General features: G+C 72.9%; 19 protein-coding genes. 9 read left to right on the plus strand and 10 right to left on the minus strand.

The annotated features are described in order from the left end of the window. The first annotated feature begins 52 nt into the window (after window positions 1-52). Genes G514_RS0113830 through G514_RS0113855 form a run of 6 tightly spaced genes read left to right on the plus strand, consistent with a single transcriptional unit; the run spans window position 53 to window position 6,353 of the window. A complete protein-coding gene (locus G514_RS0113830) occupies window positions 53-2,419 on the plus strand; it encodes a xanthine dehydrogenase family protein molybdopterin-binding subunit (RefSeq protein ID WP_028652234.1) in 2,367 nt (788 codons plus the stop codon). Next, on the plus strand, window positions 2,419-3,249 hold the full coding sequence (locus G514_RS26750; RefSeq protein ID WP_051247443.1) for an LLM class flavin-dependent oxidoreductase: 831 nt from the start codon (window positions 2,419-2,421) through the stop codon (window positions 3,247-3,249). Before G514_RS0113830 ends, G514_RS26750 begins: the two co-directional genes overlap by 1 nt. Before the next feature lie 9 nt (window positions 3,250-3,258). Beyond that, window positions 3,259-4,191 (plus strand): ABC transporter ATP-binding protein, encoded by a 933-nt coding sequence (locus G514_RS0113840; RefSeq protein ID WP_028652235.1) that lies wholly within the window; start codon window positions 3,259-3,261, stop codon window positions 4,189-4,191. Continuing rightward, window positions 4,188-4,961 (plus strand): ABC transporter permease, encoded by a 774-nt coding sequence (locus G514_RS0113845; protein ID WP_028652236.1) that lies wholly within the window; start codon window positions 4,188-4,190, stop codon window positions 4,959-4,961. The genes G514_RS0113840 and G514_RS0113845 overlap by 4 nt, the downstream gene beginning before the upstream one ends. Further along, window positions 4,952-5,818, plus strand: a complete 867-nt coding sequence (locus G514_RS26755; protein WP_036564684.1) for a COX15/CtaA family protein — start codon at window positions 4,952-4,954, stop codon at window positions 5,816-5,818. Before G514_RS0113845 ends, G514_RS26755 begins: the two co-directional genes overlap by 10 nt. A gap of 22 nt (window positions 5,819-5,840) precedes the next feature. Beyond that, on the plus strand, window positions 5,841-6,353 hold the full coding sequence (locus G514_RS0113855; protein WP_028652237.1) for a glycine cleavage system transcriptional repressor: 513 nt from the start codon (window positions 5,841-5,843) through the stop codon (window positions 6,351-6,353). Here the strand turns inward: G514_RS0113855 and G514_RS0113860 are convergent. The 10 genes from G514_RS0113860 to G514_RS0113910 form a co-directional block, all read right to left on the minus strand. Next, window positions 6,345-7,859, minus strand: coding sequence for an FG-GAP repeat domain-containing protein (locus tag G514_RS0113860; RefSeq protein WP_028652238.1), 1,515 nt, complete (start codon window positions 7,857-7,859; stop codon window positions 6,345-6,347). The genes G514_RS0113855 and G514_RS0113860 overlap by 9 nt on opposite strands. A gap of 329 nt (window positions 7,860-8,188) precedes the next feature. After that, entirely contained in the window at window positions 8,189-8,626 is a 438-nt protein-coding gene (locus G514_RS0113870; protein ID WP_028652239.1) for a hypothetical protein, read from the minus strand. A gap of 18 nt (window positions 8,627-8,644) precedes the next feature. Then, the gene (locus tag G514_RS0113875) at window positions 8,645-9,853 is read right to left on the minus strand and encodes a glycosyltransferase family 4 protein (RefSeq protein WP_028652240.1); all 1,209 of its coding nucleotides are present in this window, start codon (window positions 9,851-9,853) and stop codon (window positions 8,645-8,647) included. Then, window positions 9,850-10,857, minus strand: coding sequence for a glycosyltransferase family 2 protein (locus G514_RS0113880; protein ID WP_342662584.1), 1,008 nt, complete (start codon window positions 10,855-10,857; stop codon window positions 9,850-9,852). The genes G514_RS0113875 and G514_RS0113880 overlap by 4 nt, the downstream gene beginning before the upstream one ends. Beyond that, window positions 10,784-10,993: a hypothetical protein gene (locus G514_RS0113885; RefSeq protein ID WP_028652242.1), complete on the minus strand. Its 210-nt coding sequence runs from the start codon at window positions 10,991-10,993 to the stop codon at window positions 10,784-10,786. Before G514_RS0113885 ends, G514_RS0113880 begins: the two co-directional genes overlap by 74 nt. Before the next feature lie 117 nt (window positions 10,994-11,110). Then, window positions 11,111-13,594, minus strand: coding sequence for an oligosaccharide flippase family protein (locus G514_RS0113890; protein ID WP_028652243.1), 2,484 nt, complete (start codon window positions 13,592-13,594; stop codon window positions 11,111-11,113). Beyond that, complete coding sequence (locus G514_RS30710; RefSeq protein ID WP_028652244.1) at window positions 13,591-15,858, minus strand: hypothetical protein; 2,268 nt, start codon at window positions 15,856-15,858, stop codon at window positions 13,591-13,593. Before G514_RS30710 ends, G514_RS0113890 begins: the two co-directional genes overlap by 4 nt. Before the next feature lie 16 nt (window positions 15,859-15,874). Beyond that, entirely contained in the window at window positions 15,875-16,963 is a 1,089-nt protein-coding gene (locus G514_RS26760; protein WP_084152092.1) for a glycosyltransferase family 4 protein, read from the minus strand. A 23-nt stretch (window positions 16,964-16,986) separates the two neighbouring features. Continuing rightward, window positions 16,987-17,829 (minus strand): glycosyltransferase family 2 protein, encoded by an 843-nt coding sequence (locus G514_RS26765; protein WP_051247445.1) that lies wholly within the window; start codon window positions 17,827-17,829, stop codon window positions 16,987-16,989. A 100-nt stretch (window positions 17,830-17,929) separates the two neighbouring features. After that, a complete protein-coding gene (locus tag G514_RS0113910; RefSeq protein WP_425411443.1) occupies window positions 17,930-18,913 on the minus strand; it encodes a heme o synthase in 984 nt (327 codons plus the stop codon). A 70-nt stretch (window positions 18,914-18,983) separates the two neighbouring features. Here G514_RS0113910 and tkt point away from each other — a divergent pair, with 70 nt between their 5' ends. Genes tkt through pgi form a run of 3 tightly spaced genes read left to right on the plus strand, consistent with a single transcriptional unit; the run spans window position 18,984 to window position 23,860 of the window. After that, the gene (tkt, locus tag G514_RS0113915; protein WP_028652246.1) at window positions 18,984-21,089 is read left to right on the plus strand and encodes a transketolase; all 2,106 of its coding nucleotides are present in this window, start codon (window positions 18,984-18,986) and stop codon (window positions 21,087-21,089) included. Then, window positions 21,086-22,186, plus strand: coding sequence for a transaldolase (gene tal / locus G514_RS0113920; RefSeq protein ID WP_028652247.1), 1,101 nt, complete (start codon window positions 21,086-21,088; stop codon window positions 22,184-22,186). The genes tkt and tal overlap by 4 nt, the downstream gene beginning before the upstream one ends. Next, complete coding sequence (pgi, locus tag G514_RS0113925; protein ID WP_028652248.1) at window positions 22,187-23,860, plus strand: glucose-6-phosphate isomerase; 1,674 nt, start codon at window positions 22,187-22,189, stop codon at window positions 23,858-23,860. It abuts the gene before it with no gap. Window positions 23,861-23,869: the final 9 nt, after the last annotated feature.

Genomic DNA, 23,869 nt, shown 5'->3' on the forward strand with positions numbered 1-23,869 from the left:
AGGAAGGTGACCCTTACTTGCTGACAGCGTAACCGGGGATACCCTCCGGTTCATGGTGGGATCGATCCTCGGCAACCGCGTGCGCCGGGTCGAGGACCCCGAGCTCATCGACGGGCGCAGCACCTACGTCGACGACCTGCGGATCCCCGGCACCGCCCACGCGGTCTTCGTGCGCAGCCCCCTCGCCCACGCCACGATCACCGCGATCGGCACCTGGAACGCCGAGCGCGCTCCCGGCGTGCTCGCGGTGCACACGGCGGAGACCCTGGGCCGCGAGCACGTGCCGTCGTTCGCGCGGATCCACCGCCGGGTGGGCCACGGGCCCCTGGCCGCGGGAGTGGTGCGCTACGTCGGAGACCCCGTGGCGCTCGTGGTCGCCGAGACCCGCGCGCAGGCGGTCGACGCCGCCGAGCTGGTCGACGTCGACTACGACCTGCTCGACGTGGTCGTCGACATGGAGGAGGCGCTGGCCCCCGGCGCTGCGCAGCAGTTCCCCGAGATCGGCAGCAACGTGGCCCAGTCGGTGCGCGCGGTGCACCCGCCGGACGCCGGCGACGTGCTGGCGGGCGCCGACGTCGTGGTCCGGGCCCGGATCGAGAACCAGCGCATCGCCACCGCGCCGCTCGAGGGCAACGCGATCCTGGTCGACCCGCGCCCCGACGGCGACACCCTGCTGACGGCGTACGTCGCCACCCAGCACCCGCACATGACCCGCGACCTCCTCGCCCGCTACACCGGCCTCGAGAAGGAGCAGCTGCGCGTGGTGGCACCGCACGTCGGAGGCGCGTTCGGCGGCAAGGCCGGCATCTCGTACTTCCACGGCGCCGTCGTGGCTGCGGCGCGGGCCCTCGGCCGCCCAGTCGCGTGGACCGAGACCCGCAGCGAGGCCTTCCTCTCGATGCATGGCCGGGCGGCCCTGCAGTACGCCGAGCTGGGGCTCACGCGCGACGGCCGGATCACCGGCCTGCGGGCCCGCAACGTCGGCGACTGCGGCGCCTACGCGGGGTTCGGCGGCTCGCTGGTCGTCGGGCCGGGGCACATCATGGCCCAGGGCCCCTACGAGATCCCCGCGATCGACTACGCCGCGGTGGCGGTGATGACCAACACCGCGCCCAACGGCGCGTTCCGCGGCGCCGGGCGGCCGGAGGCGGCCGCGATGCTCGAACGGCTGATGGACCTCGCCGCCGTCGAGCTCGGCCTGACCCCCGAGGAGGTCCGGCGCCGCAACCTGATCCCGAAGGACGCCTTCCCCTACACCACGCGGACCGGGCTGACCTACGACGTCGGCGACTACGAGGCCGCGCTGCAGGAAGCCCTGCGCCTCGCCGACGTGGACGCGCTGCGCGCCGAGCAGGCCCGCCGGATCGAGGCCGGGTCCGACAGGCTGCTCGGCATCGGGGTCTCGACGTACGTCGAGATCACCGGGTTCGGCGGCACCGAGCTCGGCAGCGTGCGGATCGAGCCGGACGGCTCGGCCACGGTGATGTCCGGCACGTCCGCGCACGGCCAGGGGCACGCCACGTCGTTCGCCATGATCGTCGCCGACCGGCTCGGCATCCCGGTCGAGCAGGTCCGCTACGTGCAGTCCGACACCCGGGTGGTGCCGACCGGCGGCGGCACCGGCGGGTCCAGGTCGCTCCAGCTCGGCGGGAGCGCGGTGGCCGCGGCTGCCGCCGCCGTGCGCGACCAGGCCCGGGAGCTCGCAGCCGAGCTGCTGGAGGCCGCGCCCGAGGACCTGGAGCTCACCGACGCCGGGTTCACCGTCTCCGGCGTGCCGGGCGCCGTCGTCGACTGGCCGCGCCTCGCCGCGGCCGCCGAGGAGCGCGGCACGGCGCTGCACGCCCAGCTCGACGTGCCGCAGGACGGCGCGACGTTCCCCTTCGGCGCGCACGTGTCGGTCGTCGAGGTCGACACCGAGACCGGGCGGGTGGTGCCGCTGCGGCACGTCGCCGTGGACGACTGCGGCAGGGTCCTCAACCCCGTGATCGTCGAGGGGCAGCAGCACGGCGGCATCGCGCAGGGCATCTCGCAGGCGCTGTGGGAGCAGTTCCTCTACTCCGAGGACGGTCAGCCGCTCACCTCGACGTTCGCCGACTACCAGATGCCGACCACCGCCGACACGATCAGCTTCGAGACCGCCAACACCGAGACCCCGACGCACCTCAACGAGCTCGGCGCCAAGGGGATCGGCGAGTCCGGCACCATCGGCTCGACCCCGGCCGTGCAGAGCGCGGTGGTCGACGCCCTGCGCCACCTCGGCGTGCGGCACGTCGACATCCCGTGCACGCCCGAGCGGGTCTGGCGAGCCGTGCAGCAGGCGGGGGCGGGCACCCTGCCCGACCCGTGGCGCGAGCCGCCGGCGGTCTTCGACACCCTCGAGGTGGCGCGCGGCGAGGCCGACGGCGGGGTCGAGGTCTGATGGACATCAGCGTGATCCTCGACAACGGGCGGCCCTGGGACGAGATCCGCCGGCTCGCGCAGGAGGCCGACGAGCTCGGCGCCCACGCCATCTACCTGTGCGACCACTTCATGGGCGACACCGACGACGGCGCGGTGAGCGACGAGGGCATGCTCGAGGCGATGGGGCTGCTCGCGGCGCTGGCGCCGCTCACGAGCCGCAGCCGGCTCGGCCCGCTGGTCCTCGGCGGCACCTACCGCCACCCCGCCGTCGTGGCCCACCAGCTCACGACGCTCGACCACGTCAGCGGCGGCCGGGCCATCGCCGGCCTCGGTGCCGGGTGGCAGGTCAACGAGCACGCGGCGTACGGCATCGAGCTGCTGGACCCGGGCGACCTCTCCGACCGCTTCGAGGAGAGCGTGGCCGTCGTCTCGTCGATGCTGCGCGAGGACCGGACGGACTTCCGGGGCCGCCACTTCCGGCTCACCGACGCGCCCAACAACCCCAGGCCGGTGCAGGAGCGGCTGCCCGTCCTGGTCGGTGGCGGTGGCGAGAAGCGGACCATCCCGATGGCCGCGAGGTACGCCGACGTGTGGCACGTCTGGGGCGCGCCGGAGTCCTACGCCGCCAAGAGTGCCAAGCTCGACGAGGCCTGCGCGGCCGTCGGCCGAGACCCGGGCGAGATCCGGCGGGCCACCGGGTTCCCCTACCCCGTCGGCACCGACTACGCCCAGGCCCTGGAGCCCTACCGGGCGGTGTGCGACGAGTTCGTCGTCTTCGACTGGTCCGACCGGCCGGCCCAGAGCACGATCGACGACCTCGCTGCGGCGCTCGCCTGGGCCGAAACCTAGACTTCCCGCGTGTCGGAGCCCGCGGTCGTCGTCGACGGGCTCGTCATGCAGTACGCCGCCACGACCGCCGTCGACCACCTGTCGCTGACCGTCGACCGCGGCACGATCACGGCCGTGCTCGGCCCCAACGGCGCCGGGAAGACGACCACGCTCGAGACCTGCGAGGGCTACCGCGCACCGCAGCAGGGCACGGTCCGCGTGCTGGGCCTCGACCCTCGACGCCAGGCCCGCGAGCTGCTCCCCCGCATCGGGGTGATGCTGCAGGAGGGCGGCGCCTGGAGCGGCGCGCGGGCGCCCGAGATGCTGCGCCACGTGGCGGCGCTGCACGCCCACCCGCTCGACCCGGGCCTGCTCGAGGAGCGCCTCGGGCTGGCGGACTGCGGCCGGACGCCGTACCGCCGGCTCTCCGGCGGCCAGAAGCAGCGCCTGGGGCTGGCCATGGCGCTGGTCGGCCGCCCCGAGGTGGTCTTCGTCGACGAGCCGACCGCCGGGCTCGACCCCGCCGCCCGCCACACGGTCTGGGAGCTCTTCGCCGAGCTGCGCGCCGACGGGGTCACGGTCGTGCTGACCACCCACTACATGGAGGAGGCCGAGCGGCTCTCCGACCGGATCCACATCATCGACCGCGGCCGGCTGATCGCCTCGGGCACGCCCCTGGAGCTGACCCGCGGCGGCGCGCTGTCGACGATCCGGCTGGTGGTCACCAAGCCGTTCCCGCCGGAGGCGCCGGTCTCGCTGAAGACCGCGCTCGGGCCGGAGATCGAGGTCGTCCAGCTCGACGAGCTGACCCTCATCGTGACCGGGCCCGCCGACGCCTCGACGCTCGCGAAGGTCTCCCGCTGGTGCGAGGACAACGCGGTGCTGCCGGAGTCGCTGACCCTCGGCACCCGCAACCTGGAGGACGTGTTCCTCGAGCTGACCGGGCGGGAGCTGCTGCCGTGACGGGCACCTTCACCCCCGCTCCGGGAGCCGCGCCGCTCCCCCGCATGGTGCTGACCCAGGCGCGCATGGAGTCGAGGCTGATGCTCCGCAACGGCGAGCAGCTGCTGCTCGCCGTCGTGATCCCCGTGATCGTGCTGGTCGGCATGGTGCGCGGCGCCGGCCGGCTCGGCCTCGACTACGACCACCCGGTCGTCGACGTCGTGACCCCCGGCGTGCTGGCGCTGGCCGTGATGTCGACGGCGTTCACCTCGCTGGCGATCGCGACGGCGTTCGAGAGGCGGTACGGCGTCCTCAAGCGCCTCGGCGCCTCGCCGCTCCCCCGGTCGGGGCTGCTGCTCGGGAAGGTCGGCGCGCTGCTGCTGGTCGAGCTGCTCCAGCTGGTCGTCCTCTCGGTGGCCGGGCAGCTGCTCGGCTGGGACCCGCTCGTCTCGGCGTCGTCGTTGGCCGGCGCTGCCCTCGCCGTCCTGCTCGGCACCGCGGCGTTCGCGGCCCTCGGCCTGCTCATGGCGGGCGCACTCCGCGCCGAGGCGACCCTCGCCGGAGCCAACCTCGTCTACCTGCTGCTCCTCGCGGCCGGCGCCGTGGTCCTGCCCGCCTCCGCCTACGGCGGCTTCGGCCACGTGGCGCAGTGGCTGCCGTCGGGGGCGCTCGGCGAGGCGATGCGCGACGCGCTCGTCGACGGCACGGTCGCCTGGCGCGACCTCGTCGTCCTGCTCGGCTGGGCCGTGCTCGGCACCGCCGCGACCACGAGGACGTTCTCGTGGGAGTGAGCCGCTGGGTCCGCCCGCTCGCCTGGGCCACGCTCGTCGCCAACGCGGGGCTCGTGGTCACCGGCGGGGCGGTGCGCCTGACCGGGTCGGGCCTGGGCTGCCCGACCTGGCCGCGCTGCACGGAGCAGTCGTTCCGGCCGCACGGGGCGCTCGACCTGCACCAGGCGATCGAGTTCGGCAACCGGACCCTCACATTCGTCCTGGCGGCCATCGCGATCGCGACGTTCGTCGTCATGTGGCGCACCGGGCGGCGCGACCTGCGCACGATGGCGCTGGTCGCGGGGCTGGGCATCCCGGCGCAGGCGGTGATCGGCGGGATCACCGTGCTGACCGACCTCAACCCGTGGGTCGTCTCCTTCCACCTGCTCTGCTCGCTCGCGATCATCGGCGTCGCCGTCCGGCTGCTGCTCTCCGTCGACGCGCCGCTCCCCGCGGCGCACCGCGGCCCGCAGGTCGGGCTCGCCTGGGCGACGTTCGCCGCGGCCTGGGCGGTGCTGTACGTCGGCACCGTCGTCACCGGCTCCGGTCCGCACGCCGGTGACGCCGACACCGAGCGCAACGGGCTGTCGCCGCTCCAGATGAGCCAGCTCCACGCCGACCTGGTGTTCCTGTTCGTGGGGCTCACCCTGGGGCTGCTGTTCACGCTGATGGCCGTCGGCGGCACGCCCGCGGCCCGGCACGCGGTGGTCGTGCTGCTGGGCGTCGAGGTGGCGCAGGGTGCGATCGGGTTCGTGCAGTACTTCACCGACCTCCCCGAGGTGCTCGTCGGCCTCCACATGCTCGGCGCTGCCGCGATCTCGGCGTGCGTGACCTGGGTCCTGCTGCGCGTGCGCCACCCGGCGGCGCCCGGCCACTAGTGGCCACCACTAGCCTGCGGGGATGGCCACTCTCGTCCTCACGATCCTCGGCGACGACCGGCCCGGCCTGGTGTCCACGGTCTCGGCGCCGGTCAGCGCCCACGGCGCGAGCTGGGAGCGCAGCGAGCTGGCGCGGCTGGCCGGCAAGTTCGCGGGGATCGTGGTCGTCACCGTGGCGGGCGACCGCGTCGACGCGCTCCTCGCTGATCTCGCCGCGCTCGAGGCCCAGGGACTGCACGTCACCGCGGAGCGCACCGACGAGCCCGAGCCGCTGTCGTCCCAGAGCCTCCATCTCGACCTCCTCGGCGCCGACCGGCCCGGCATCGTCGCCGAGATCTCGGCCGCCCTCGCCGAGGCCCGCGTCAGCATCGAGGAGCTCAGCACCGACGTCCGCGACGCACCGATGGCCGGCGGGACCCTGTTCGAGGCGCGGGCCGTGCTCAGCGCCCCGGCCGGCAGTGACACCGACGCGCTCAGGACGGCGCTCGAGGCGCTCGCCGACGAGCTGATGGTGGAGATCCGGCTCTCAGACTGACCCGTTGCGGAGCAGGTTGCCGCGCCCCGTCGGCCACGGGAGGCAGCCGGTGCCGGAGCCGGGCACGGTGTAGACGTCGACGCCGTGGTCCATCGTGGTCAGCACGATCTCCAGCGTGCCGTCGCCGGTGAGGTCGCCGATCGACGGAGCCGCGGCGACGCCGATGCCGTTGCCGTCGCGGCGCTGGTGCCTCAGCCGGGTGACCGAGAGCTTCTTCCCGGTGGCCGAGAGCACGACCAGCGTCCCGCCGTTGCGGCGCAGCGAGTACGTGCCGAACACCAGCTCGGTGGTGCCGTCCTTGTCGAGGTCGGCCGCGACCACCTCCGAGGCGAACGTCCTGGCACGCGCCGGGGCGTACTTCGCGGTCCAGAGCCGCCGGCCGTCGGGCCCGACGGCGTAGACACGGCCGCCGGGCAGCGCGGCCACGATCTCGGGGCGTTGGTCACCGGTCAGGTCGACCACGGTCGGTGCGGGGATCCCGGTGGGTGGGTACCAGTCGCCCTGGGGCCGGTGGACCGGCCGGTTCGACGTCACCAGTCTCGTGAAGCCCGGGTGGCGCATCGCTGAGCGGCTGCCGTCGCCGTACGCGCCGTCGAGCACCATGAACGCGTAGCCCTGGGTGCGGTACGGGATGTGCTTCTCGACGTTGGGCAGCCCGATGACCTCGTTGCGGCCGTCGCCGTCGAGGTCGGCGACCGCGGGCGGCGAGGCGGTCCACTGCAGCCACGGCTGCCGGGCCGGGCTCGGCCAGGCCCCCTTGTGCAGGTGGTAGTGGCGCCGCTCGACCTTGGGACTCGCCCACCGGATGAAGTCGCCCCAGGCCATCCGCCGCCCGGCGGCCCCGGACTCGCGATTCCTGAACCAGGACGAGGCCAGGACCGAGGTCCCGTCGTGGTTGAACGCGTGGATCTGGTGGTTGTCGAAGGTGGCCAGGATCTCCAGCTCCGGGTCGTCGTCGATGTCGCCGATCGCGACGTTCTCGCCGAAGGCGCCGTAGCCGCGGTCGCGCGGCCAGGCCCGGGGATGCCCGGCGGGTCGGTAGCGCCGGCCGCCGGCGTCGAGCACGAAGACCTGCGCGCCTCGGGCGGAGGTGTTGGTCGTGGTCGCGACGACCTCGACCCGGCCGTCACCGTCCAGGTCGGCCGCGGCGAGGCCGCGGACCTCGGGCGACTGCCCCCCGCTGTTGGTCGACGCCGGCCACCCGTCCTTGCGCTGCAGCCGTCCGCCGCGGAGCTCGTAGGCCGCGACCGTGCCCTCGTTGCCGCCCACCACGACGTCCTGGACGCCGTCGCCCTCGAGGTCGGCGACGACCGACGGCGCGTAGACGCGGCCCTTGCCGGCCCGGCCGCGACCGAGCTCCTTCCCGTCCGCGTCGAAGACGAACGTCGAGTAGAACGGCGCGACGATCTCCAGACGGCCGTCCCCGTCGAGGTCGACCAGCCCCGGTGAGGAGAACCAGCCGGTCTCCCCCGTCGGGATCTGCCGGACCAGCCGGGGCGCCTGCACGCCAGTGGTCCCTCCTTGCGCGACGCAGACCTCGGCCAGCGCGCTCTCCGCCGGTGCCGGCGCTGCCGTTGCGGGCACCGCGCCCGGCACCAGCCCGGCGAGGAGGACCAGACCGAGGACGGTGGCGGGGCTATGCGCGGTGAAACGGGGTACCGGTCCCGCACCTGAAGTGGCACGGCGTCGCCGTTGCCGTCTCACCACCGGAGGGAACGACATCATGCTGTGGACCATTCTCATCATCCTGGCGATCATCGCGCTTGCGCTCTTCATCCTCGGCCAGGTGCGTGGCCGTCGCCGGATCTGACCCCAGCTGACCACGGCGGGCCAGGTCAACCCTGGCCCGCCGTGGCACGCTCCGCCCGGAGGCGCCGGACGTAGTACATGCCCGCGAAGCCCAGGGCGTTGAGCACGACGTACACCGCCAGCACCAGCACCAGCCATCCCCAGCCGAGCAGCGCGGCGATCCAGCCGGCGCTCAGGCCCGCGGCCAGCCACAGGCCGGCCCGCACCACCGCGTCTCGGCGCTGACCGCGGCGCACCTCGGCGTCCACCCCGGGCAGCGCCGTCACCGCACGGGTCCCGACGACCGTGCTCAGCGCTCCCACGGCGCAGACGGCGACCGTCCAGACCAGCAGCCGTCCGTGCCACCCGTGGTCGGTGACCACGGTCAGGGCGACCAGCCCGACGAGCATGGCGGCGAAGCCGAGGAGCAGCCAGCCGCGGAGGTACCAGAGGGCGCCGTCGGGCCGCGGAGCTGAGCGCGTCATGGGGCGAGTATCTGCCCCTCACGCCACCGAGGCGTAGATCTCCTCGAAGTCGGCCGCGACCCGGCTCTGCAGGTAGCGCTCCACCTCGACGCGCGCCCGTGCCGCCAGGCGCTGCCCGAGCCCGCCCTCGGCGACCAGGCGGGCGAGCGCGGCGGTCGTCGCGGCCACGTCACCAGGGGGTACGACGAGGGCCGAGTCGCCGTCGGTGACCATGTCGGCGATGCCGCCCATGTGCGTGGTCACCAGTGGCGCGCCCAGCGCCATCGCCTCGAGCACGGTCGTGGGGCACGGGTCCGGCCACTGCGACGGCAGCACCGCCGCCCGGGCGTGGGCGAAGCCCGACACGACCCGCTCGTGGTCCCACTTCTCCTCGAACCTCGCGCCCGCCGGAAGCGCCGAGAGGTCCGTCGCAGGGCGGCCGACCATGAGCAGCTCGGGGCGGGTCTGGTCATCGAGCCGCGCGTAGGCGGCCAGCAGCGTGCCGACCCCCTTCTGCTCCGACAGGTCGCCGGCGAAGAACAGGTAGTCGCCCGGCGGCAGCGCCGGGTCGCGCGGCACCGACGACTGCGAGAGCAGCGAGTCGGGCACGAAGTTCGGGACCACCTGCCAACGGACCCCCTGCTCGGTGAGCTGGTTGGCCTCCCCCACGAACGTCGACACCGGTGTGAACACGTCGACGACCCGGTTGCGGACCGGCCGGCCCGTGCGGACCATCGCCTGGATCACGGGCCCGCGGCCGGCGCCGTACCAGTCCGTGGAGCAGGTGAAGCACTTGCGCGGCGCCGGGCCGGAGCACAGCCCCTCGTCGAGGTACATCAGTCGCTTGGTCGGGCAGATGTGGCTGTAGTCGTGCAGCGAGTAGACGAGTGGGAGCCGCCGCGCCGCGGACAGCGGCAGGTAGGAGTTGATGATCCAGTTGTGGGCGTGGACCACGTCGGGCCGGACCTCGGCCACCAGCCGCGACAGCGCCCGGGTCACCGCGGGGTCGGGCACCGGCAGCGAGAGCGGCCGGTCGGCTGTCGGGTAGAGCGCCGGGACCTTGGCGCCGATGCTGGGCAGCGCGTGGACGGTCACCCCCGGGTCGGCCACGGGCGGCCGGCCGACGTCGAGGCAGGCCACGTGCACGTCGTGCCCGCGCGCGGCGAGCTCGACGGACAGGTTGCGCACGTGCCGCTCCTCCCCACCGATCACCGGGGGGTAGAACTGCGCGAGCATCAGGATCCTCACGCGCGGGCTCGAGCCTCGGACCCCTGCGACCCGATCGCCGACGCGTGGCCGAGCCGGCTCCGGACGTACCACCAGGTGGTCACGAACAGGCAGGTCACGATGCCGGCGGCCCCGCGCAGGTTGAGCCGAGCGAGCTCGCGGGCCACCCCGCGGGGCAGGACGCGCGTGGCGTACGACCGCTCCTCGGAGGTCCCGTCGGCCGTGCCGACGGCCCTCGACATCACGGCCTTGGAGACCCCCTCCGCGTGGGAGCGGGCGACGAGGTAGGACCACGAGCAGCGCGCCTCGGTCACGCGGTGGTGGACGACGGCGGTCGGCTCGAAGACGATCCGGGCGCCGGCGATCCGCTGGCGGATCCGGATGCAGAGCTCGGTCTCCTCGTTGCCGAGCGGGATCAGCCCGATCCGGCCGACCTCCTCGTCGAAGGCGCCGACCCGGTCGAAGGCCTCGCGGCGCACCGACATGTTGCAGCCCCAGAGGTTGCGGACGTCGGCACGCACCGTGGGCTGCCCGCGGTAGGTGCACCCGACGAGCCAGTCCAGCTCCGGTGGCAGGTGGTCGGGGCGACGCTCGGGCCAGACCGGCCTCGCCACGCCCCCGACGGCCATGACGTCCGGTGCGTCGTACGCGTGGAGCAGCCGCTCGACCCAGTCGGGCTCGGGGCGGGCGTCGTCATCGACGAAGGCGATGATCTCGCCGCGGGCCAGGGCGATCCCCGTGTTGCGGGCACCGGACGCGCCGCCGGTGCGCGGGTTGTCGGAGACGGTCACGTCGGGGAAGGCCGCGCGGGCGCGGGCCAGGAGCTCCTCGTTGTGGTCGACGACGAGGATGGTCTCCAGCGGCGGCACCGTCTGGTGCGCGAGCGCGTGCAGGCCGGCCACGATGTCGTCCCACCGGTCCATCGTGTGGGCCGCGACGACGACGGAGACCCTAGGCGGCGTGGGCCCGCTCACCGCGGCGGCCGCCGTCGCCCCTGGGCGCCGACTTCCCGGGCGACCCGGCACGGAACTTCGGGCAGCTGCACAGGGCGCAGTCGGTGCCGCGGCGGTAGTGCTCGTGCGCGTCGGCGCCGTGGCCGCAGGTGCAGCCCTTGGGGCCGGAGCCACGGGAGGGCAGGTGGAGCAGCCGTGCGAGGTGCACCCGACTCCTCCGATCCTTGGTCCAGACCGACGGTCCCGAGATCGGTCGATCCGAGTCTGGCAGCGCAACGGGCGCCGTGGGAAACGTTTCGGGCAATTCGTGCGACCGACTGCGGGCTCACCCGCCGGCACCCGCCTCGACGACCTTGCGTCCCCAGGCCGCGAGCGCCTCGTAGGTCTGGTTGGGCCGGTACTTCTTGTCGAGCAGGGTGTACTCCTGGGGGTCCCACGGGGTCGGGTGCAGGGCGTACCACGAGATCACCGGGACGTAGTGGACGCAGGTGACCTGCTTGAGCGCCTGGGTGAGGTACTGCGCGCGCAGCGCGTCGGGCACCGCCTGGCGCTTGCCAGCGGCCCGCGTGCTGTAGCCGAACTGGGTGATGTAGACCGGCGTGGCCTCGTCGCCGTGGTCGACCAGGACCTGGCGGAGGCCCATGAAGCCGGTGAAGTTCTCGTCGTAGAGCCCGAACGGGTCGCGGTCGTAGCGCTTCGCGGGGTCGACCGAGTCGGGAGCGTGGTCGCCGGCGAACGGGTGGGCGCCCAGCATGTCGAACGGCGTGGTCTTCAGCCCGAGCGTCGAGAACGCCTGGTAGACCTGCTCGAGGTAGCCGATGTCGTTGCTGGCGAGACCGCCGCTGATCACCTGGGTGGTGGGCGAGACCTGGTGGATCGCGCGGTACGTCACGTCGAGCAGCCGCGCGAACTCCACCGGGTCGGGGCCGGTCGGCCACCCCTTCTCGATGTTGGGCTCGTTCCAGACCTCGACGTAGTCGACCCGTCCGTCGACGTGCTCCATCAAGGTGGTGACCAGGTCGGCCCACGTCGCGAGCTCCGCCTCCGTGCGGGGCGGCTGCGCGGCGTACGTCGGCTCCTCCAGCGCCCAGCGCGGCATCCCGGCGACCTGGAGCTTGACCTGCAGCCCGGCGGCGCGGGCCGCCTCGATGGTGCGATCGAGGTAGCCGAACCGCATCGGCCGGCGCGGGAACGGCTTCATGGTCTTGAACGACGTGGACGTGGAGATCACCTGGGCGCCGGCGGCCTTCGCGAGGGTGACCAGCGCGCGCACGTCGGCCACGCCCCGGATCGGGTGGTCGGGGTCGCCGGTGGCCGACTGCACGTTGAGGTCGATCTTGGGGCCGCGGTAGCCCGCACTCGGTTCACAGGTCGCCACGGGCGCACCGGGCTCGGGCAGGCCCGTCCGCGCCGAGGTGGGGTCGGGCTCGCCGCGGGTGGTGGTCCAGAGGCCGACTCCGCCCATGAGCAGCACGAGCACGGCGCCCACGGCGACCTGCACCGAGGCGCGGCCCGCCTCGGCGCGACGACGGACCAGCGGCCAGCGCCAGTGCAGGCCGCCGAAGGCCCGGCGCAGCCACGGAAGGCCCAGCGTCATCTCCACTCCCATCGCGATCAACCACCCCACGCAGAGACCACGAGCTCCGCCGATGATCCCACCTGTCACGGCACCGGCGATCTCCAGGACCAGCGCGGCGCCCGCCAGGCGCGTCGCGAGCGCGAACTTCCGCTGCGAGCGCCACAGGGTGACCAGGTGGTCCTTGAGGACCATCCAGAGTCCTGCTGGCACCAACAACGCCAGGATCGCCCAGGAGTGACGGGAGTAGTCGCCGCCGAAGATCAGGAGGACCGGCTCCCCCAGGACCCAGGCACCGACGCAGAGCAGCGCGCTGAGCGAGAGCGCGGCCGGGATCGTCCGCTCCATGCTGGTGCGGAACTCCGCCTCCGTGACGTTGGCGCCGTGCGCGAAGAGCGCGGTGGCCAGGAGGTACGGCGGCAGGAAGACGAACGTCGCCATCAGCCAGGCGATCGCGAACTCGGCGTTCTCGACCGACCCCAGCGTCAGCGCCGCGACGACGGGCACCATCTGGGAGGCGGCGGCGAGGGCCAGGCTCAGCGCGTGGTTGCGCAGGGCCAGGCCGATGAAGCCGCGCACGTCGGCCAGCAGCGGTGGCGCGGTGCCGTCGCCGCGCGGCAGCCGGAGCCGCCAGAGCGTGAACGGGATCGACGCGAGCAGCGGCAGCACCCAGCAGACCTGGAGCACGTGCGCGTCGGTGAAGCCCAGCAGGAGCAGCGCGGCGGTCACCGGGAAGCGCAGGCTGGACGCGACCAGGTTGCGCCAGACCTGCAGCCCCGACCTCTTGACGCCGAGGCAGGCGTCGTCGACCACCAGCGCCCACGCGAACGCCGCGGTGCCGAGCACGAACGTCGCGGCGCCGATCGGGTTGCCGAGCGCCTCCTCGAGGTTGCCGGACAGCAGCGGCGAGACGGCCACGACCACCCCGGCACCGACCGCCGAGGACACGAAGACGACCAGGAGCGAGCGCAGCAGCACGGTCCGCTGGCGGGCGGGCTGCTCCTTGGGAAGCTCGGAGACGAGCATGGTGCTGAAGCCGAGCACGGTCACGATGCCGAGCAGCGTCTGGGCGCTGATCGCCGCCGCCGCGACGCCGACGTCGTGCGCGTCGACGAGGCGCGCGACGAGCACCCAGAAGACGAGGCCCAGCACGGCCGAGAGCACCTGCGCAGTCAGCAGCGACCGGAACGGCGACCAGATGCCCACCGCCACCGCGTCGGTCCCGGTCGTCACGCCCCGCCGCCGACCGCCGGGGGTGGGAGCACGGGGTGGTCGAGCAGGCCGTGCCAGGCGCCCCAGACGGCCAGCGCGATGCACGCCCCCGCCACGAGCACGATCGGGACGCCCCACAGCCAGCCGCTCAGGCGCGGGACGCCGATCGGCGCGGGCCGCGCGCTGATCTGGACGAGCACGTAGAGCAGCACCGAGGCCGCGATCAGGCCGCCCAGCGGGTTGAAGCCCGCCAGCACGCCCACCGCTCCGAGGATCATCGCGGCCGGGAGGGTCACCGCGGGCCGCCACACGTCACGGGCCCGGAACCTGCGCGGGTCGAGCAGCCGGCCGCGCGCGAGCAGGCCGACCAGCAGCAGCATCGCCGACGCGAGGGCCTGCCACGGCGTCCAGCTGCCGGGCAGCCCTGGCGCCGGCCGCTTCACGAACGTCTGCTCGGCGTGCCGCAGGGGGCGCACGTCGTAGACCTTCACCGGACCGTCGAGCACGAGGTCGAAGTCGCGCTGACCCTCGAACTTCTGGACCTGGTCACGCTGGATGGTCTGGGCGTCCGGCCCGTAGCCCGTGCTGCCCTCGAAGAACCCGCCGGACCGCACCGTCTGGCCCACCAGCCGGGTGTCGACGATGATGAAGTCGACGTCGTTGTGCAGGATCAGCCGCAGCACCTCCTCGTCGACCGAGTGGGCGATGAACAGCGGGGTCATGCTGTCGAAGCCGGCCGGCTGGGTGATCGTGACGACCGGCGCGAAGTTGGGGAGCAGACGGGTGAACGTCGAGTCGGCGGCGACCCGCGCGTCCTTCGGGAGGTAGGTGCCCGCCCACTGGGCGACCGCGACCGACTCCGCGTCGATCGAGCGCTGCTCCGCGCCGGCCAGGTAGGGGCCGGGGACGCGCTGCCAGTCGGGACCGCTGCCGATGAGGGTGCCGCCCAGGATCAGCAGCACCAGGCCGGGGGCCACCAGCGCGGCGAAGGTCTGGATCCGCGGGGCGAGCCAGGCCGCGACGACGAGCGCCATCGCCAACGTGACGAACGTCGATGCGCGGTCGGCGACCTCGGCCGCCGACGGCGCGAACCGCGCCACCTGGAGCCCGGGGTAGACGACCGCGATCGCCAGCGGGACGTAGCGGGCCTTGGTAGGCCCGAGGCTGCCGCGCCGCCAGGCCCGCCACGCCGCGGGGACCAGCATGGCCATCCACAGCAGGATCGAGCCCGCCATCACCATGAGCTCCCACGTCGGGGTGGGCGTGCCGGCGGTGTCGGTGCCTACTTCCCGCGAGCCGCTGCCGTCGAGGGCGGTGAGCAGCTGGCTGCTGGCCACGTCGAAGATCGGCCCGAGGTAGCTGATCAGCAGCGGCGCGATGATCGCGGTCCACGCCAGCACCACGATCGTGGCGAGCTCGGCCGTGATCAGCGTCAGCCTGGCCCGGCGCTCCTCGCCGCCGCGCCAGAAGAAGAGCGCGAGCAGCCAGAGCAGCACCAGCATCAGCCAGCTGGTCAGGTGGTGGGTGATCGCCAGCCCGCCGAGGCAGACCTGGACCGCGATCAGCAGCCGCCACGGCCGGTCCTGCTCCGAGTCGAAGGCGCGCACCAGCAGGTAGAGCGCCGCCATGAGCATCGCGATCGCGACCGTCTGGTAGCTGAACTGGGAGTTGAAGAAGTAGAACTGCGCGCTCCCGGCGTAGAGCAGCACGGTCGCCGCACCCACCTGCGTGGAGCGGCCGATCCGGCTCGCCAGCAGGAACAGCGCCAGGATGAACGTCGAGCGCGCGGTCACGACGACCAGCACCTGGCAGACGATGAGCGGGAGCCCGGTCAGCCAGTGCACGCCCGCCGTGGCGAACTCCAGGCCCGGGTAGTGCGGCGAGACCGGCAGCGTCGAGTTGGGGTAGAAGAACGAGTGCTCGTCGACCATGTCGACGAGCGTCGTGACGTGGAGGGTCTCGTCGAACCGGGTGGCCAGGATCGGGTCGGTGAGGAACCACGACGCGTACATGATCAGGCCGAAGGCCAGCGCGGCGCCGAGCCGCTGGTGTCCGGTCCGGCTCGGGGCGAGCAGCAGCCAGGTGAAGGGCACCACGATGCCGACGAAGCCGATGTACCAGAGACCGATCGCCGTGGACTCGTCGCCGTGCCAGCCCCAGGCGTAGCCGATGACCTGGATCAGCAGGCCGAGCAGCGACAGCAGGGTCGCCACGGCCTCGAGGCGACGGCCGCTCGGGGCGGCGTCCTCGGGCACGGCGACGCGTGCGTCGACTGCGGTGGCCATGCCTGTCTCCACCTACTCAGCGGCCGGTGATCGTGTCGTAAGTATCGACCACACCAGCCACACACGTCTCCCAGGTCGGCAGGTCCGCCGGTGCGGGCAGCAGGGGGTCGTCGAGCTGTCGCGCGATGGCCCGGGCCGTCTCCTCGGCGCCGGCGTGCTGGTCGACGCCCACGGCCCAGCCGAGGTCCGCGAGCTCGGTGAGCCCCGACGTACGGCTGATCACGGCGGGGCGGCCCAGGGTCAGCGCCTCCATGACGGCCACGGGGTGCGCCTCGTAGTCACTGAGCAGCGTCATCACCCCGACCCGCGCGATGGTCTCCCCCATCAGCGCGCGGTCCACCGGCGGGATCAGCCTGATCGTCACCTTCTCGCGCACGCCGAGCTGCTCGGCCAGCGCCCACAGCTCGTCCTCGTAGGGCCCGGAGCCGAGGATCTCGACCCTGGCCTCCGGGTGCGTCTTGAGCAGGTAGGGCAGCGCCTCGATCGCCTTGTGGTGGCCCTTGTAGCGCTCCAGCCGGCCCACGCTCGTCACGAGGGCGGGCTCGGGCTCGACCGGCTCGCGGACCACGGGCAGCGACCCGCCGTTGCGGATCACGGTGATCGCGCCCTCGGGCAGGCCCATGATCTCCTCGAAGCGGCGCGCCTCGTAGATCGAGACCCCGACCAGGGTGTGGGCGCGGCGCAGCAGGGGCGACAGGATCCGGAACTGGGTGCGCCGGGCCCTCTCGCGGAACGCGCTGCTGTTGCCGCCGGTGTGGAAGGTGAGCAGGAACGGCGTGCGGCGCAGGATCGCCGCGATCATCGCCAGCGGCGGGACCAGGGTGTGGATGCCCTGGACGTGCACCACGTCGTACCTCGTGCGCAGCGCCGCCCAGAACAGCCCCGGGCTGAGGTACCAGTCGCGGCCGGCCGGGAACGCCCGGAACCGGCGCACGGTGTAGCCGTCGACCCGCTCGCGCCTGGGCAGGCGGCCGCTGCGGTCGGTGGTCAGCACCTCGAGGTCGTAGCCGCGCGCGGCGATCCGCCCGGCCACCTCGGCCACGTGCGACTCGATCCCGCCGATCTCGGGCTGGGCCCGGGTCGTGATCATCCCCACCTTGGTCACGGTGACGATGGTCCCAGAGAGGCCTAGGTGGTGGTCGGGGTTTGGTCGAGCACGGCCCGGTCGAGCACGGCCCGGTCGAGGGCGGCGTTGCGCCGCACGCGCGTGCGCTCGGTGCGGAGGGTGCGGAGGACCCGCAACCCGTCGGAGACCGCGCGCAGGTTGGACTCGCCGTGCAGCCGCTCGCGCTCGACGCTCGGCACCTCGGCGATCGTCAGGCCCGCGCTGGCGAAGCGGCAGTTGATCAGCGTCTCGATCTCGAACCCGTCGCCCCAGAGCATCGGGCTGCCGGTCGGGACGACGAGCTCGTGGTCGGGCAGGTCGAGGAGCCCGATCAGGTCGGCCCAGAAGGCGTTGTAGCCGTAGCAGAGGTCGGTGAAGCGGGTGCCGAAGGAGAGGTTCATCCAGGTGTGCAGGAACCGGTTGCCGAGGCGGCGCACCGGCGTGATGTCGGCACTCCCCCCACCGGCCCGGAAGCGCGACCCCTTGGCGAAGTCGGCGCCGGCGACCAGCGCCTCGACGAACCGCGGGATCTCGGCGGGGTCGGCCGAGCCGTCCGCGTCGAACATCACGACCACGTCGCCGGTGACCTTCGCGAAGCCGGCCGCCAGCGCGTTGCCCTTGCCGCGCCGGGCCTGGCGGACGATCCGGACCTCGGGGAGCACCACCCGGGCGGTGTCGACGGTGCCGTCGACCGACCCGCCGTCGACCAGGATCACCTCGTGGACCGGCGGGAGCGCCGGCAGCACGTGCGGCAGGTTGGCCGCCTCGTTGAGCGCGGGCACCACGACGCTGACGCGTGGCTCGCGCGGTCGGGTGCAGACCGCCGCAGCGGTCGGCTCGTCCAGCTCACGGCGTATGACCGCCACGTCGCGACCCCCCAGTCACCGACCCCGCGCACGCCCCCCATGGCGCTCACGTCAGGCTAGTCGGACATTACCCCGGAGGGCCAGCGGCCATTCCCGCACGTCAGCGGGTGAGGAGCGGGTCGAGCGCGACCGCGACGAAGAGCAGCGAGAGGTAGAGGTTCGACGCGTGGAACAGTCGCATCGGCTGGATCCGGGCGAGGTCCTCGGTGTCGCGGGCCCGGCCCCAGAGGCGGTGAGCCTCGACGAGGAAGACGGCGCCGAGCACGGCTGCGGCCACCGGGTAGACGAGGCCGGTGCCGGCGACGGGCCACAGGACGAGCGAGACCGCCACCATCACCCAGCTGTAGAGCACGACCTGGCGGCCCACCTCGCGGGCCGGGGCCACGACCGGCAGCATCGGCACGTCGACGTTCGCGTAGTCCTCGCGGTAGCGCAGCGCCAGCGCCCAGGTGTGCGGCGGGGTCCAGAAGAAGACGACGGCGAACAGCACGACGGGCACCCACGAGAGGGCGCCGGTGACGGCGGTCCAGCCGATGAGGGCCGGGAAGCAGCCGGCCAGGCCGCCCCAGACGATGTTCTGGGTCGTGCGGCGCTTGAGCAGCATCGTGTAGCCGAAGACGTAGAACGCGTTGGCGGTCAGCGACAGCACCGCCGACAACGGGTTGACCCAGGCCAGGAGCACCGCGGTGGAGAGGGCGGCGAGCACGAAGCCGAAGACCAGTGCGGCCCGCGGCGAGACGAGGTGGCGCGGCAGCGCCCGGCGCCGGGTCCGGCGCATCTGCTCGTCGATGTCGCGGTCGTAGACGCAGTTGAACACCGAGGCCGACCCGGCCGAGAAGGCCCCGCCGACGACGGTGGCGGCCACGAGCCCGAGCGCCGGCACCCCCCGGGCGGCGAAGAACATCACCGGCACGGTGGTGAGCAGCAGCAGCTCGATGACCCGCGGCTTGGTCAGGCCGACGTAGGCCGCCACGACGTCGCGCCACGTGGCCGCGCCGGCCTCGCGCTCGTCGCGCTGCGGGTGCACGACACCCGGCACGGATTGGCCGACGTACGTCACGGTGTTCCTAGCGGGATTGGTCACTGGGACGTGGAGAGTCTACGGCGGCACGTGAGTAGGCTCGAAAGCACCTGACGGCACTGGAAGGACACCTGTGAGCGACGCTGCCACCCTCGACTGGACCGAGCTCGACGAGAAGGCGGTCGACACCGCCCGGGTCCTGGCCATGGACGCCGTGCAGAAGGTCGGCAACGGCCACCCCGGCACGGCCATGAGCCTGGCCCCGGCGGCCTACCTGCTCTTCCAGAAGGTGATGCGGCACGACCCCGCCGCCCCGGAGTGGATCGCGCGCGACCGCTTCGTGCTCTCGTGCGGGCACTCGAGCATCACCCTCTACACCCAGCTGTTCCTGGGCGGCTTCGGGCTCGAGCTCACCGACCTCCAGGCCCTCCGCACCTGGGGGTCGAAGACGCCGGGGCACCCCGAGCTCCACCACACGCCCGGCGTCGAGGTGACCACGGGCCCGCTCGGCCAGGGCGTCGCGAACGCCGTCGGCATGGCGATGTCGGGCCGGCGGCTGCACGGCCTGCTCGACCCCGACGCCGCGCCCGGCGAGAGCCTGTTCGACCACCACGTCTACGTCATCTGCTCCGACGGCGACCTCGAGGAGGGCGTCAGCGGCGAGGCCAGCTCGATCGCCGGCACCCAGCAGCTCGGCAACATCACGATGATCTACGACCGCAACCGGATCTCGATCGAGGGCGACACCGACGTCGCATTCACCGAGGACGTCGCGGCCCGCTACGCGGCGTACGGCTGGCACGTGCAGGTCGTCGACTGGACCAACGGCGGCACGAAGTACGTCGAGGACGTGCCCGCCCTCCACGACGCGATCACGGCCGCGCGCGAGGTGACCGACCAGCCGTCCCTGATCGTGCTCGACACGATCATCGCCTGGCCGGCGCCCAACGCCCAGGGCACCGAGAAGGCCCACGGCAGCGCGCTCGGCGAGGAGGAGGTCGCGGCCACCAAGAAGATCCTCGGCTGGGACCCCGACAAGACCTTCGAGGTCCCGCCGGAGGTGCTGGCCCACACCCGCACGCTGCGCGACCGCGGCAAGGAGTGGGGCGCCGCGTGGGACGAGCAGTACGCCGCGTGGTCGGAGGCGAACCCCGAGTCCGCCGCCCTGCTGCACCGGCTCAAGGCGCGCGAGCTGCCCGACGGGTTCGCCGAGGCGCTGCCGACGTTCGAGCCCAGCGAGAAGGGCGTCGCCACCCGCGCGGCCTCGGGCAAGGTCATCAACGCCATCGCCGAGGTGATGCCCGAGCTGTGGGGCGGCTCCGCCGACCTCGCGGGCTCCAACAACACGACCATCGAGTCCGCACCGTCGTTCATCCCCGAGAGCCGGTCGACCGCGGAGTGGAAGGGCGACCCCTACCAGGGCCGGGTGCTGCACTTCGGCATCCGCGAGCACGGCATGGGCGCGATCATGAACGGCATCGCGGCCGACGGGCTGACCCGCGTCTTCGGCGGCACCTTCCTCACGTTCTCCGACTACATGCGCGGCGCCGTGCGGGTGGCGGCGCTCAGCCAGCTGCCGGTGACCTACGTCTGGACCCACGACTCCATCGGGCTCGGCGAGGACGGTCCGACCCACCAGCCGATCGAGCACCTCGCCGCGCTGCGGGCGATGCCGGGGCTCGACGTCGTCCGCCCCGCCGACGCCAACGAGACCGCCGCCTGCTGGCAGACGGTGCTCTCGCACAGCGACCGCCCGGCGGCGCTGGCGCTGACCCGGCAGAACGTGCCGGTCTTCCCGCGCGGGGTCGACGGGTTCGCCGACACGACCGACGTGCACCGGGGCGGCTACGTGCTGGTCGAGGCGGAGGGCGGCACGCCCGACGTGCTGCTGATGGGCACCGGGTCGGAGGTGCAGCTGGCCGTCGAGGCCCGCGAGCTCCTGGCGGCCGACGGCATCAGGGCGCGGGTGATCTCGCTCCCCTGCCTCGAGTGGTTCGAGCAGCAGGACGCGGCGTACCGCGACACCGTGCTGCCGCCGATCGTCAAGGCCCGCGTGGCCGTCGAGGCCGGGGTGAAGCAGGGCTGGCGCGAGTACGTCGGCGACGCCGGCCAGATCGTGTCCATCGAGCGCTTCGGCGCGTCCGCCGACTACGCGCGCATCTACCAGGAGTTCGGCATCACCGCGGCGGCCGTGGCCGACGCGGCCCGCGACAGCATCCGAGATGGGAGCACCTCATGAGTGACCGCCTTCAGGACCTCGCCGACGCCGGCGTATCGATCTGGCTCGACGACCTCTCGCGCGAGCGGATCGAGACCGGCAACCTCGCCGAGCTGATCAAGGACCGGCACGTCGTCGGCGTGACGACCAACCCGACGATCTTCGCCTCGGCCATCGCCGAGGGCGAGCGCTACGACGACCAGGTGCGCAAGCTCGTGGCCGACGGCGCCGACGTCACCAAGGTGATCTTCGAGCTGACCACCGAGGACGTCCGCAACGGCTGCGACATCATGACGCCGGTCTACGAGTCCACCAAGGCCGACGGCCGCGTGTCCATCGAGGTCGAGCCCGACCTCGCCAACGACACCGACGCGACGATCGACTCGGCGAAGAAGCTCTGGCGGGCCGTCGACCGCCCGAATGCCTACATCAAGATCCCGGCCACCGAGGAGGGCCTGCCGGCGATCACCGCGGCGATCGCGGAGGGCATCAACGTCAACGTCACGCTGATCTTCAGCGTGGAGCGCTACCGCGGTGTCATGGACGCCTACCTCGCCGGCCTCGAGCAGGCCCGCGACGCCGGCCTCGACCTCAGCAGGATCTTCTCGGTCGCCTCCTTCTTCGTCTCGAGGGTCGACACCGAGGTCGACAAGCGGCTCGACGACCTCGGGTCCGACGAGGCGAAGGCGCTGCGCGGCAAGGCCGCCGTCGCCAACGCCGTGCTCGCCTACGCGGCGTACGACGAGGTGGTCGCGAGCGACCGCTGGAAGCAGCTCGCCGACGCCGGAGCCAACCCGCAGCGGCCCTTGTGGGCCTCGACGGGTGTCAAGAACCCCGACTACCCCGACACCCTCTACGTCACCGACCTGGTGGTCGCCGACACCGTCAACACGATGCCGGAGAAGACGCTCGAGGCGTTCGCCGACCACGGCGAGGTCAAGGGCGACGTGGTCTCGGGCAGGGCCGAGGAGGCGCAGGCCCTCTTCGACCAGCTCGACGGCGTCGGCATCGACCTGCCCGACGTGTTCCGCGTGCTCGAGGAGGAGGGCGTCGACAAGTTCAAGAAGTCGTGGACCGAGCTCGTCGAGACCGTCGAGAAGCAGATGGAGCAGGTCTAGGTGCCGGGTCCGGTCGACCCGACCACGACGGAGGCCTGGGACGCGCTGCGGGCGCTGGCCGACGGCTTCACCCCCAGCCTCAGGGCGTGGTTCGCGGAGGACGCGGAGCGCGCGGCGGCGCTGACCTTCACCGCCGCCGACCTCCACGTCGACCTGTCCAAGGGCCTGGTCACCAAGCCGGTGCTGACCGAGCTGCTGGCCCTGGCCGAGCAGGTCGGGCTCACCGAGCGGCGCGACGCGATGTTCCGCGGCGACCACGTCAACGTCACCGAGGACCGCGCCGTGCTGCACACCGCGCTGCGGCTGCCGGCCGACGCGAGTCCCGGTGAGCGACCGAGCGTCGACGGCCAGGACGTCGTCGCTGACGTCCACGAGGTCCTGCGTCGGGTCTACGAGTTCGCCGACCGGGTCCGCTCCGGTGAGTGGACCGGCGTCACGGGCGAGCGGATCCGCACGGTGGTCAACATCGGCATCGGGGGCTCCGACCTCGGCCCGGTGATGGCCTACGAGGCCCTGGCGCCGTACCGGCAGGACGGCCTCGAGTGCCGGTTCATCAGCAACATCGACCCGACCGACGCGGCCATGACGCTGGCCGGGCTCGACCCGGCGACCACGCTCTTCATCGTCTCGAGCAAGACCTTCGGGACCCTCGAGACGCTGACGAACGCCCGGCTCTGCCGCGCCTGGCTCCTCGACGGCCTGGCGGACGCCGACGAGTCCGAGGCCGTCCGCAAGCACTTCGTCGCGGTGTCCACCGCCCTCGACAAGGTCGCCGACTTCGGCATCGACCCCGACAACGCGTTCGGGTTCTGGGACTGGGTCGGCGGGCGCTACTCGGTGGACTCCGCGATCGGCACGTCGCTGGTCGTCGCCGTCGGACCCGAGCGGTTCGCGGAGCTGCTGGCCGGCATGCACGCGATGGACGAGCACTTCCGCACCACCGAGCCGGCGCGCAACGTGCCGGTGCTGATGGGGCTGCTCAACGTCTGGTACACCAACTTCCTCGGCGCCCAGACCCACGCGGTGCTCCCCTACTCCCAGCTGCTGCACCGCTTCCCGGCGTACCTCCAGCAGCTGACGATGGAGTCCAACGGCAAGGGCGTGCGGTGGGACGGCACCGCCGTGACGACGGACACCGGCGAGGTCTTCTGGGGCGAGCCGGGCACCAACGGCCAGCACGCGTTCTACCAGCTGATCCACCAGGGCACCCGGCTGGTGCCGGCGGACTTCATCGCCTTCGCCAACCCGGCCTACCCGCTGAAGGACACCCACGACGGCGAGAGCACCGACGTGCACGAGCTGTTCCTCGCCAACTTCTTCGCCCAGACCCGCGCGCTGGCGTTCGGCAAGACGCCCGAGGAGGTGCGGGCCGAGGGCACCGACGAGGCGGTGGTGCCGGCCCGCGTGTTCCCGGGCAACCGGCCGACCGCGTCGATCATGGCCCCCGAGCTCACGCCCTCGGTGCTGGGCCAGCTGATCGCGCTCTACGAGCACATCACGTTCACCGAGGGTGCGGTGTGGGGCATCGACAGCTTCGACCAGTGGGGCGTCGAGCTCGGCAAGCAGCTCGCCCAGCAGCTCGCCCCGGCCGTGGCCGGCGACGAGTCCGTGGCGGCCGAGCAGGACCCCTCCACGCAGTCCCTGATCGCCTACTACAGGAAGCAGCGCCGCTGATGCTGACCG

The sequence above is a fragment of the Nocardioides halotolerans DSM 19273 genome (assembly GCF_000422805.1).
GTDB classification, from domain to species: domain Bacteria; phylum Actinomycetota; class Actinomycetes; order Propionibacteriales; family Nocardioidaceae; genus Nocardioides; species Nocardioides halotolerans.

Bases quoted from the DNA above. Each gene is read 5' to 3' on its own strand.
- G514_RS30710 (WP_028652244.1), bottom strand. From the start codon at position 15,858: ATGGCCACCGCAGTCGACGCACGCGTCGCCGTGCCCGAGGACGCCGCC.
- G514_RS0113870 (WP_028652239.1), bottom strand. From the start codon at position 8,626: ATGACGCGCTCAGCTCCGCGGCCCGACGGCGCCCTCTGGTACCTCCGC.
- G514_RS0113855 (WP_028652237.1), top strand. From the start codon at position 5,841: ATGGCCACTCTCGTCCTCACGATCCTCGGCGACGACCGGCCCGGCCTG.
- G514_RS26750 (WP_051247443.1), top strand. From the start codon at position 2,419: ATGGACATCAGCGTGATCCTCGACAACGGGCGGCCCTGGGACGAGATC.
- G514_RS0113830 (WP_028652234.1), top strand. From the start codon at position 53: ATGGTGGGATCGATCCTCGGCAACCGCGTGCGCCGGGTCGAGGACCCC.
- tal (WP_028652247.1), top strand. From the start codon at position 21,086: ATGAGTGACCGCCTTCAGGACCTCGCCGACGCCGGCGTATCGATCTGG.